Source organism: Nocardia cerradoensis NBRC 101014 (assembly GCF_000308535.1).
Classification (GTDB): Bacteria; Actinomycetota; Actinomycetes; order Mycobacteriales; family Mycobacteriaceae; genus Nocardia; species Nocardia cerradoensis.
On the sequence record NZ_BAFW01000015.1, the window covers coordinates 1 to 11316 of the forward strand.

Consider the following 11316-nt stretch of genomic DNA (forward strand, 5'->3'; position numbering starts at 1 on the left):
GACCCCGGCGCTTCCGGCGGCGCCGGCCGCCGCGGCTCCCACCGCCCCGGCCGAGCCGTCCGAACCGTCCGTTCCCGCTGCTCCTGCCGCGGAGCCCGAGCCCGCCGTCGCCGCGGAGCCGGAGTCGGCCCCGGCCGCGAAGTCCGCCCCCGCGGCGGCGAACGCCAAGCCCGAGTCCAAGCCCGCGGCGCAGAAGACGGCCCGGGCCAAGCGGGGTAAGGCGCCGATGCCGTCCTGGGAGGATGTGCTGCTCGGCGTCCGTAGCTCCGGGCACTGAGTCCGCCGCCGGGAACGAAATCCCGGCCGGTCACATCGAATTCGCGGCGGAGACCATCGGTCTCCGCCGCGAAGTCCGTTCCGTGTATTCACCCCCGTTCGGGCGCGTCGCCGCCGGAATGTTGGGAAACGGGGGTTGACACGCGCGGCAGAAGTCAGAAGCGCCGGTGTTTCCGCTGTTGGGGGAGTAGATTTTTCGTATGCGCCCGATTCTCGTCGGACGCACAGCGAGCAGGCCGCGGCGGCGGATGTGGTTCGGCTCCCGCGATTGCTCGGGAGTAACCACGCTTACCCGTTCGAGCTCGGGAGGTGTCGCAGGTGCCATCCACAGCCTCGTCGATCTGGTACGTCGACGACCCGGATCCGGCGGCGGTCCTGCGCTCCCACCCCGATCCCGATCCGGAGGCCGCGCTCGCACTGGCCAAACAGCTCAATCCCGACCACGACGTGGTGCCCGCCGCCTCCGGCACCCTGAAGGTCTGGGCCGGCCCCGATCCCGGCTCGATGTACATCGGCTGCTTCCCGGGCGTCACCGTGGTCTGCACCGTGCAGGCGGCGCGCAGCCACCCGACCAGGCTGCCGGAACTGCTCATCCGGCCGCTGGCCTCCGAGCACACCTATCTCGTGTCCTACGACGTCCCGCTGGGCTGGGGTGCGTTCGCGCATTGGGAGCGCGGGGAATTCCGTCGCGCCTTCAGCGCCACCAGGGTCGATATCGTCGAGGACGAAGGGTTACCGCTGGTGTGGGAGCGCCCGTACTGGGCCGGCGACCATCCGGTCCGGCTGCGGCCCGGCGATTTTCCCGATCCGCAGATCCTGCCGTTCGATCCGCCGGAATTCGCCGACGCCGCGAACGAGGAGTGGCTCGGATTTCGTTATCGGGCGGGCGCCGGCGGCGACGCCCTGCTTCCGGACCGGATCGAGGTGTGCGGATTCAGCCTGTATCCCGCCGGGCAGGCGCCCGCACCCGCGACGCGGGAGACGTCGGTGACGATTCCGGCGAGTAAACGCTGGTTCGGCTGGCTGCGCGGACGCGACCGCGTGGTGTGATCGCGAAACCTATTGGGCCGCGGCGTCGATCAGCAGCACGACCCAGCCGATCAGTACTCCGGCGCCCAGTCCGGCGAGCACCCAGCGGGTGACCGGGGTGTGGCGCCAGCGCCACGCGGTCGGTGCGGTACCGGCCACGGCGATCACGTTCACCGCCACCGCGAGCATCCAATGGACATGGGCCAGTGCGACACCGAACGAGTACACCCCGGCGGCGGTCAGCGCGGCGACGAAGACGGCTACGGCGATGCCCGCCGCCCACGGTGTCGGTTCGCCGGGGGTGGCTTCCGGGCGGGTGACCGGTCGATTCACGAGGTCCGCACCCTTTCGTAGAAGGCCATCGCGGCCGCGGTCGCGACATTGAGCGAATCGGTGCCGGGGGTCATCGGAATCCGGGCGCGAATATCGGTGGCGCGCATGGCCGCCTCGGTCAGACCGGGGCCTTCCGCACCGAGCAGCAGCGCCACCCGGTCGCCGGTCATCGCGGTCGCCAGATTCACCGCCGCCGGATTCGGCGTCAGCGCGATGATCCGGAAACCGAGTTCGCGCAGCGTATGCAGGCCGTCGGGCCAGGTCGGCAGCGATGCGAACGGTACGCGCAGCACGTGCCCCATCGACACCCGCACCGCGCGGCGATACAGCGGATCTGCGCAGCGGTCGCCGAACAACACCGCGTCGGCGCCGAGTCCGGCCGCATTCCGGAAGATCGAGCCGATGTTCTCGTGGTCGTTGACGCCCTCGAGCACCGCGACCGTACGGGCGGTCTGCAGGATTTCCTCGGGCAGCAGTTCCGGCGGGCGGCAGGCGGCGGCGAGGACGCCGCGGTTGAGGTGGAATCCGACGATCTCGGCCATCACCTCGGCGCCGACGCGGTAATAGGGGATGTCCACGCCGGCGAGGTCGGGGGCGAGCTGATCGAATCGGCGCCCCACCCCGAGCAGGGCGAACGGCTGGAAACGTGAGGCCAGCATGCGCTGCACGACCACCACGCCCTCGGCCACGACCAGGCCTTTCCCGCCCGGAAGGTCGGGTCGCCGGTCGGCGGAGTTGAGGTCGCGGAAGTCGGCGACCCGGGGGTCGCCGGGGTCGACGATATCGATCACGTGGGCCACGGCAACCTATCCTGCACCCTGGCCGCGAATTCGGCCGAGCCAACTGTCGTGTGTAACACGGTTTGGCGGGCAACGCTATGGTGAACTCTTTATTGGTTTATCCACAGAACGATTTATCCATCGCAACGGAAGAGGACGCATGACCAAGCCGGAAGTCGAGTTCCAGGAAGGCCCCGCGCCCACCACGCTGGAAGTGCAGGATCTGGTCGTGGGCGACGGCGCCGAGGCCGTACCCGGCGGCACCGTGGAGGTGCACTATGTGGGCGTCACCTACGACACCGGCGAGGAATTCGATTCGTCCTGGAACCGTGGCGAATCCATCACCTTCCCGCTGCGCGGCCTGATCCAGGGCTGGCAGGACGGAATTCCCGGGATGAAGGTCGGCGGCCGCCGCCAGCTGACCATTCCGCCGGAGCTGGCCTACGGTCCCGAGGGCTCGGGCCACCCGCTGTCGGGCAAGACGCTGATCTTCGTCATCGACCTGCTGAACGTCGTCGAATAAGGGCGTTTACTGCCGGACGATCTCGACCGGATCGGACAGATTCGTCGCCAGGACGGACTGCTGGGATGTGCTGTGTGCCGGTAACGCGGTGAGGGCCTTGCCGGTTTGATCGGTCAGATTCGTCGAAATCTGCTGCATCCGGGTGACTCCGCCGGTCACCGCCTGCAGCGCATCCTGTAGTTGCGTGCTCGCCTGGTCGGCGAGCCGCGGAATCTGCCCGGCCAGGGCGGCGCCCTGGTCCAGCTGGGCGGTGGCCGAGGTCAGCCGGCTCGCGGCATCGCGCAGGATGGTGCCGAGACCGGTGTTCGGATCGGTACTGCTCCCGGTCAGCCGGGCCACGCCCGCCAGTTGGGTGTCGGCCTGGCCGGCGATCGAGCGCAGCGCTTCCAGCTTTCCGATGATGTCGGTGAGCTGCGGATTCGCCGCGAACGGCAGCGCTCGCAGCAGCGGCAGGACCTGGTCGAGCCCGGTGCTCATCGCGTTCGCGCCGGCACTGATCTGCCCGATGGTCAGTCCGGTGGCATCGAAGGCGCCGGCCATGTTCTCGGCCTGATTCGTCGCCTGATCCAGGGTGCTGTGTACCTGGCCGAGCTGCGAAGTCAGCGTTGCCGCACCGGATTTCGCGGAATCCAGGAAACCCAGCATCTGCTGGGCGCCGCCGGTGAACTGTCCGGCGGCGTCGGAGGCCGTGCGCACGCCCGCGTCGAGCAGCTGGGACGTGAAGGCGGCCTGCTGCATCGAACCGCGCGCGTTCGCGACCGCGGCCAGCGTCTGGTCCACGCCGGCGGCCGCGATTCGCCGCGTCACCGCCGCGACCGCATCGTCGACCGCGGCGGTGTCGGCGTGCTCGTTGGTGGCCACGGTCAGCTGTGCCCGATGCGGTTGCGCCGTGGCGAGGGTGGCCAACGACGAACTGAGGTCGGCGGGCAGGGTGATCACCGCGGCGTGATCGGTGGTGCGCGCGCCGGGTTCGGCCACGGTCCAGGTGTCGTCCTCGGATTGCAGCGCCTTCACGATGCGGGCACCGGCGGGCCCGGTATCCGCGTTGACGATCGCGATATCGGCCGGTGCGGCACCACCGCGGGTGGCGGCGATCACCCCGCCCGTCACCGCACCGGCGACCACCAGGGTCACCACACCGAGCACCGTCCAGCGAAAACGTCTATCTGCCACGTCGTTCGACGGTAGCGACGGTGAATGCGCGAGTACTGGCGGATATCTGAGGGTTCTGTGAGGGAATTCGGACGAATCAGATATCCGGCGGTGGCGGTGCGGACATCGGACGGTCCGGCAATTCCAGCACCAGGCGCACCCCGCCCAGGGTGCCGTCGTCGAAATAGGCTCGGCCACCGTGCAATTGGGCCTGCTGCGCGACCAGGGCCAGGCCCAGCCCGGAGCCGCCCTTGGTGGCGTTGGCACCGCGGATGAAGCGGTCGAAGACGGTTCGCCGTTCCTCGGCCGGGATGCCCGCGCCGTTGTCGTCGACCGAGATCACGATCCAGCCGTCGGGGCGGCGATGCGCCGACACCAGCGCCTGGGTCGCGCCGCCGTGGCGGGCGGAATTGGTGAGCGCGTTGTCGACCGCCAGCCGCAGTCCGGTCGGCAGGCCACGGGTGATCAATTCGGGATCGGTCTCGATGCGGACGGTGAGATCTCCGAAGTGGCGCATCGCATCGTGGGCGGCGTGGTCGACCAGATCGCCGACATCGGTTTCGACATGGTCGCGCTCGTCGGTCAACTCGCCGGCGGCGAGCCGTTCCAGCGCGGCGAGTGTGGCCTCCACCCGGCCCTGACTGCGCTGCAGATCGTCGAGGATCTCCGCGCGCTGCTGCTCGTCGAGGTCCAGGGTGCGCAGCACCTCGAGGTCGGTGCGCATCGCGGTGAGCGGAGTGCGTAGTTCGTGCGCGGAGACGGCGGCGAAATCGCGGGCCGTCTCGAGTGCCGCCGCGGTTTCGGCCTGGGCGAACTGCACTCGCTCCAGCAGCGAATTCACTGCCTCGGACAGCTTTTCGGCCTCCCACACGCCGGACCCGTCCACCCGGACCTCGGCCGTGCTGGTGCCGCTGCGCGCACTCACCTGCCGGGTGAGATCGCGGATCGGGCGCACCGCGCCGCCACCGAACACCCAGCCCAGCCCGGCCGCCGCGGCCACCGCCAGCCCGGCCGCGAACAGCACCCAGCGCCGCTGCTCGGACATGGTGTGATAGGCGTTCGTCAGTGGGATCGCGATCGATACGGTCCGTCCCTCGGGCTGATTCTCGGTCGTGGTCAGCACCCGGAACGGCGTGCCGTCGAGCGTGACCGTATGGGAACCCGGCTCCTCGGCCGGGAGGCGCACGCTGGTGGAGGCGATGATCTCACCGTGGTCGCGGACCGTCACCGCCATATCCTTGTTCGGGGTCACCAGCGACAGCACCCCGACCGCGATGAGCGGCTGCATCAGCACGATGCGCGAGGCGATGTTCAGTTCCTGGTCGGCCTGGGCGAGATTGTTGCGGCCCAGTGCCACCACCGACACCCAGCTCAGCACCGCGGTGATGATGATCGCGCCCAAGGCCGCCGCCCCGGCGACCCTGGTGCGCAGCGAATAGGAGTGTCGCAGCCCGAAGCGCCGCCGTCCCGGAGCGGTCATCCCGCACCGGCACAGGTCGTTTCGGCGGGTGCGCCGATCATTTCGGCGTCCGCAGCACGAAGCCGACGCCGCGGATGGTGTGCAGCAACCGGGGAGTGCCGTCGGCCTCCAGTTTGCGACGCAGATAGCCGACGAAGACGTCCACCACATTGGTGTCCGCGGCGAAGTCGTACCCCCACACCAGTTCCAGCAGTCGTTCCCGGCTCAACACCACCCCGGCATTGCGGGCCAGTGTGGACAGCAGTTCGAATTCCCTTTTGGTGAGCTCGATTTCGTTACCGTGCAGCAGGGCGCGATAGCCGGCCACATCGATTTCCAAGGGGCCCACGGTGATCGAGCCCGGCGCGGCGGCGGGGGCGGTATCGGTGCGGCGGCGCAGCAGCGCCCGGATCCGCGCCACCAATTCGGCGAGGACGAACGGTTTCACCAGATAGTCGTCCGCGCCGGATTCCAGTCCGGCGATGCGGTCGCCGACCGAACTGCGCGCCGAGAGCACACAGATCGGCACCTCGTTGCCCATCGCACGCAGCGCGGTCACCACGCCGGCGCCGTCGAGCACCGGCATGTTCATATCGAGCACGATCGCGTCGGGCGACTGTTCGGCCACGCTGCGCAGGGCCGCGGCGCCGTCGCGGGCGATGACCACCCGGAAGCCGGACAGTCGCAAGCCGCGTTCCACCGAGGACAGCACATCCTCGTCGTCGTCGACCACCAGCACCGTCGGATTCTCGCTGCTCGCCACGGTGTGCAGTGTAATTTGACCGCGCGGCCTCGGGGGTCGCCCGAGGCCCGCGCGAGTTGCCGACCCGGTGTCCGGGTCAGTAGTTGTGGCAGGAATCGGCGACTTCCTGAATCGTCCGGCTCAGCCCCGCGGCCCGCGGGTCCTGCTGGGCGCGCTGCGCCTCGTCCGGATGCTGGGCCAGATACTGCTGGAATTCGGCGCGGCGCTGTTCCACCGGCTGATCGAATTTGGCCTTCAGCTGGGCCTTCTGGTCCGGGTTGTTGTCCAGGATCGAGGCCAGCTGCGGCGCCTTGTCGTGCAGGGCGGCGTCGACCTGGGCGAAGCTGCAGGTCGAATTCAGCAGCGGCGCAACCAGTTCGGTCGGACCCGCCGATGCGGTGGCGGGGACCAGCAGGGCGGCCCCGGCGGCCAGGCCCGCCGCGGTGAGGGTGGTTGCGGCAAATCCGCGAATGCGCATGTTTCTCTCCCTGTGCGTCGGCACGTACGTGTCCGGCACGGTATCGCCGGAATCTGGGGCGGGCGTGAACCGATTCTGAGAAGACTCTGAACCGGGCCCGGACCGGGCGCGCGCCCCACAGTCGAATGCCCCGATCAGGAACCGATACTCGAGCCGTTCGTGCTCGCCGCCGGGTCGGCCGTGGTCTCCGCCGCCGGGGCGGCGGTCGGATCGGTCCCGGCGAGCAGTTGATCCTCCAGCGCGATGAGCACCGCGGGATCCTCGATGGTCGCGGGCATCTCCCAGGTCTCGCCCGAGGCGATCTGGCGGATGGTGCGGCGCAGGATCTTTCCGGATCGGGTCTTCGGCAACGCCCGGACCACCGTCACATCGTGCAGGGTCGCGATGGCGCCGATCTGCTCGCGCACCCGGGCGATGATCTCGGCGCGCAACTGCGCCAGTTCGATGTCGACGCCGTTCTTGAGCACCACATAGGCGATCGGCAACTGCCCCTTCAGTTCGTCGGGCACTCCGATCACCGCGGTTTCCGCGACCGCCGAATGTCCGGAGATCGCGGCCTCGATGCCGCCGGCCGAGAGCCGATGCCCGGCCATATTGATCACATCGTCGCTGCGGCCGAGGACGTACAGATATCCGTCCTCGTCGAAATAGCCGGAGTCGCCGGTCAGATAGTGCCCGGGGTAGGCCGAGAGATAGGAGCGGGCGAAGCGCTCGTCGTCGCGCCACAGGCCGGTCAGCGAGCCAGGCGGGAGCGGGAGGCCGATCACGATATTGCCCTCCGCGCCCGTCGCCACCGCATCGCCTTCGTAATCGAGAACGCGCAGCCGGTAGCCGGGAACCGGAACCGAGGCCGAGCCGGGTTTGATCGGCAGCTCCTGTAGACCGAGCGGGTTGGCGCATACCGGCCAGCCGGTTTCGGTCTGCCACCAGTGGTCGACCACGGGACAGTCGGGCAGGTCGGCCAGCACCGTCTCCCGGGTCCACTCGTAGGTGGCCGGGTCGAGCCGTTCGCCGGCGCAGAACAGCGCGCGCAGCGAGGACAGATCGTGGCGACGGGCCAGCGCGGCCTCGGGATCGGCGCGGCGGATCGCGCGCAACGCGGTGGGCGCGGTGAACATCACGTGCACCCCGTACTGCTCGACCAGCCGCCAGTAGGTGCCGGAGTCGGGCGTACCGATCGGTTTGCCCTCGAACAGGATGGTCGTCGCGCCGACCAGCAGCGGGGCGTAGACGATATAGGAATGGCCGACCACCCAGCCGATATCGGAGGTGGTCAGCATCACCTGACCGGGGGAGACGTCGTAGATGTTGCGCATCGACCAGGCCAGCGCCACCGCGTGGCCGCCGTTGTCGCGCACCACGCCCTTGGGTTTTCCGGTCGTGCCCGAGGTGTAGAGGATGTAGAGCGGATCGGTCGCGGCCACCGGCACCGGGTCGGCCGGTTCCGCGTCGCGGACCATGTCCTCCCAATCCAGCCAGCGGGCCGCGATGGTGGCGGTGGAATCCGGCAGGGTGTCGGTGGCCGGTTGCGGGGCGGCGAACCGGATGGTCGGAAAGCCCTCGCGCTGCTTCACGACCACATTCCGCGGCGCGGTGGTGTGCACCTGGTCGAGTGCCTGCAGCACGATCGGCGGGTACTCGAGGCGCTTGTTCGGTTCCAGGCCGCCGGAGGCGGTGACGATCAGGACGGGTTCGGCGTCGTCGATGCGGGCGGCCAGTTCGTGGGCGGCGAATCCGCCGAAGACCACCGAATGCACCGCGCCGATCCGCGCGCAGGCCAGCATCGCGATCACGGCCTCGGGGATCATCGGCATGTAGATCACGACGCGGTCGCCGGTACGCACCCCGAGCCGCAGCATGGCGCCGGCGAACCGGGCGACCTCGGCCAGCAATTCGGCGTAGGTGTAGACGACTGTGGCGCCCGTCATAGCGGAGTCATATATTAAGGCGGGCTGATCCGCGCGACCGCCCGTTTTTTCGGAAATGCCCGTTTCGGCGGCGGTATCGGTATCGTCGTTCGTCGAGGCGGGTTCCGCTGTGAGATCGCGCACATGCCGATCGAGGGCGTTGTAGGAGGTGTTGAGGCGAGCATCGGGGAACCACCGAGCCGTCGGTCGTGCCGTGGTATCGAGAATCTGTTCGGGCGCAACGTCCCAGCTGATCGCCTCGGCCGCGCTACGCCAGAAGTCCGACGGGTCGACCAGGCTGGTCTGGTAGGTGGGCCGGTACTCCTGCTTCGCGTTCAACCGTATGACTCCCTGCCTCGCATCGATGCCCGCCTCGATAGATCAGCCTGATTGTGGCAGACTTCACGCGACGTCCGGGCGGCCGCCGCGACCTTTGATTTTGGCTGGAACAGCCAGGTCAACGGCTGGTGGTTGCCAAGAGGTCACACAAGAAGTTATTGATCCGTTAGAATCGCATGTCACCTATTTCGGCCGTCATGGACGCAATTTCTCGGCCAGCCGCAGTTCCCGGCCCGTTCTGCTTATCGAGCCGCGCGTGCGATCGTGGAGGCTCGCCGATGGCGCGTGGCTGGGGCCAGTTTGGAAAGTGAGTTGGAGATGCGTGACGCCGCTAGGCCCGTTGGGAAGCGCTGGGCGCTCGGCAACTGGGACCTGCGCTGGAAGGTTACGGCCGTGCTGGCCGTGCCGCTGCTCGTCGCGGTGGTACTCGGTGCTTCCAGGATCGCGTCCGAGTTCAGTGACTCGAGCCACCTGGATCAGGCGGTCGAGCACGTCGAGGCGATTCCGGCCGTCACCGGCCTGAGTGGTGCCGCGGCCACGGTCGCCGGTGGTCAGATGGCCGCGATCAGCCCGACCCAGTCGCTGGTTCAGGACGCGGACCTGACACGACTGGACGGCGCCATCCAGACCGCGCAGAAGGCCACGGCCAAGCTGGACGGCGTTCCGGGTGCGCGCGATGCGATCGAGCAGATGATCAAGGGCGCCCAGGCGGTACGCGACCAGGGCACCAGGCCCTCGCCGGTCCTCGCCGACGCGATCGCCCAGGAAGAGGCGATCCGCCAGAACAGCGTGCGCACGGTCGAGGAGATCGTCTCGACCATCTCCGACCCCGGCGTCGACGCGGCGAAGCTGCGCCTCGTCGACTCGCTGAACACCCGCGCGGTGATGGTCCAGGAGATCGCGGCCTCGGCCAAGACCCTGACCGGTGACGCCAAGGGCGGTCTGCACGACTTCCAGGTCGCCGGCAACACCGAGAAGTACATGCTCGACCTGCTGGCCAAGCGCCTGCCCGAGAACGATCCGACGATCGCCGAGCTGAACGGCTTGCTGCAGAACCGGATCACCATGACCAGCGGGCCGAACGTCGACGTCGGTCAGCTGCCGCTGATGGATATCAAGCAGTCGCTGGTCGACAGCCTGAACGGCTATACCAAGATCGTCGGTTCCTCGACCCAGGACATCACCTCGCGGGTGAACGACCTGGCCGGTAACGCCCGGGCCGGGGCCATTCAGTACGCGGTCATCGTGGTCCTGACGATTCTGGCCGCGCTGATCTTCGCCGTGCTGGTCGCGCGGGCCATGATCGTGCCGCTGCGCAAGCTGCGCCTGGCCGCGCTGCGCGTCGCCGAGCACGACCTCGGCTACGAGGTCTCGCGCCTGCGTGACGGCGCCAGCCCCGAGGATGTGCCGCTCGAGCCGATGCCGGTGCACACCGAGGAAGAGGTCGGCCAGCTCGCTCGCGCGGTCGACGACATCCACGGTCAGGCGCTGCGCCTGGCGGCCGACCAGGCCTCCATGCGTACCCAGGTCAACGATATGTTCGAAACCCTGGCGCGCCGGTCGAAGTCGCTGGTCGACCATCAGCTCTCGCTGATCGAGGCGATGGAGTACGACGAGAAGGACCCGCGCCTGCTGGAGAACCTCTTCCGGCTCGACCACCTCGCCGCTCGTATGCGCCGAAACGGCGACAACCTGCTGATTCTGGCCGGTACCCGGCAGCGGCGCAGCAAGTCGGCGCCGGTCGAGATCGCCGACGTGCTGCGTGCCGCGATCTCCGAGGTCGAGGACTACGAGCGCGTGAAGCTGGGCGCCACCCCGCGCGGCGCCATCACCGAACCGGCCGCCTCCGACTTGGCGCACCTGTTCGCCGAGCTGCTCGACAACGCGCTGCGCGCCTCGCCGCCGGAGACCGACGTCAAGTTCACCTTCGCCCAGGCCCACGATCAGGGTCTGCTGATCGAGGTCGCCGATCGCGGTATCGGTATGCCGCCCGCGGAGATGGCATCGATCAACCGGCGCCTGGAGACGACCGCCGAGGTCGGCGCGGACACCGCGCGCCACATGGGTCTGTTCGTCGTCGGCCGGCTGGCCGAGCGGCACGGCCTCAACGTGCGCCTGCGCCCGACCTTCGACACCGCCCGCGACCCGGGCGTCACCGTCACCGTGCATGTGCCCAAGGCGATCATCGTGGCGCCGGCGGGCGGAACGGTCTCGCTGCCGGATCAGTCCGGTGAGCAGATGTCGGTGCCGACCCACCGGCCGTCCACGGCGTCGTCGATGCAGATGCGCGGCGTCACCC

11 protein-coding genes are annotated in these 11316 nt (G+C 68.9%); 4 read left to right on the forward strand and 7 right to left on the reverse strand.

The features are described 5' to 3' along the window. On the forward strand, positions 1 to 277 hold a 277-nt coding region (gene sepH / locus ON23_RS03275), incomplete at its 5' end, for a septation protein SepH (protein ID WP_245555899.1). Positions 278 to 594: 317 nt separating this feature from the next. After that, complete coding sequence (locus ON23_RS03280) at positions 595 to 1326, forward strand: DUF6928 family protein (protein WP_039776217.1); 732 nt, start codon at positions 595 to 597, stop codon at positions 1324 to 1326. Between the two features lie 9 nt (positions 1327 to 1335). Here ON23_RS03280 and ON23_RS03285 read toward each other — a convergent pair whose 3' ends face one another. Both ON23_RS03285 and ON23_RS03290 read right to left on the reverse strand, forming a co-directional pair. Beyond that, on the reverse strand, positions 1336 to 1638 hold the full coding sequence (locus ON23_RS03285; protein ID WP_051041910.1) for a DUF2537 domain-containing protein: 303 nt from the start codon (positions 1636 to 1638) through the stop codon (positions 1336 to 1338). Next, positions 1635 to 2438 (reverse strand): TrmH family RNA methyltransferase, encoded by an 804-nt coding sequence (locus ON23_RS03290; RefSeq protein WP_039776211.1) that lies wholly within the window; start codon positions 2436 to 2438, stop codon positions 1635 to 1637. The genes ON23_RS03285 and ON23_RS03290 overlap by 4 nt, the downstream gene beginning before the upstream one ends. A 139-nt stretch (positions 2439 to 2577) precedes the next feature. Between ON23_RS03290 and ON23_RS03295 the strand changes: the two genes are divergently transcribed. Next, complete coding sequence (locus tag ON23_RS03295; RefSeq protein WP_036498008.1) at positions 2578 to 2940, forward strand: FKBP-type peptidyl-prolyl cis-trans isomerase; 363 nt, start codon at positions 2578 to 2580, stop codon at positions 2938 to 2940. A 6-nt stretch (positions 2941 to 2946) separates the two neighbouring features. On the opposite strand, the gene ON23_RS03300 is transcribed toward ON23_RS03295, so the two are convergent. The 5 genes from ON23_RS03300 to ON23_RS03320 form a co-directional block, all read right to left on the reverse strand. Beyond that, on the reverse strand, positions 2947 to 4113 hold the full coding sequence (locus ON23_RS03300; protein ID WP_039776213.1) for a YhgE/Pip domain-containing protein: 1167 nt from the start codon (positions 4111 to 4113) through the stop codon (positions 2947 to 2949). A 76-nt stretch (positions 4114 to 4189) separates the two neighbouring features. After that, positions 4190 to 5572, reverse strand: coding sequence for a sensor histidine kinase (locus ON23_RS03305; RefSeq protein ID WP_051041912.1), 1383 nt, complete (start codon positions 5570 to 5572; stop codon positions 4190 to 4192). Positions 5573 to 5609: 37 nt separating this feature from the next. Continuing rightward, entirely contained in the window at positions 5610 to 6314 is a 705-nt protein-coding gene (locus tag ON23_RS03310) for a response regulator transcription factor (protein ID WP_039776214.1), read from the reverse strand. Positions 6315 to 6390: 76 nt separating this feature from the next. Then, positions 6391 to 6771 carry a hemophore-related protein gene (locus ON23_RS35715; RefSeq protein ID WP_051041914.1) on the reverse strand — a complete coding sequence of 127 codons (381 nt, stop codon included), beginning with the start codon at positions 6769 to 6771 and terminating at the stop codon, positions 6391 to 6393. 134 nt (positions 6772 to 6905) lie between these two features. Continuing rightward, a complete protein-coding gene (locus tag ON23_RS03320) occupies positions 6906 to 9017 on the reverse strand; it encodes an AMP-binding protein (RefSeq protein WP_083903668.1) in 2112 nt (703 codons plus the stop codon). A gap of 318 nt (positions 9018 to 9335) precedes the next feature. Here ON23_RS03320 and ON23_RS03325 point away from each other — a divergent pair. Next, positions 9336 to 11316, forward strand: a 1981-nt coding sequence (locus ON23_RS03325) for a HAMP domain-containing sensor histidine kinase (protein ID WP_157170145.1), incomplete at its 3' end; no start/stop codon positions are given.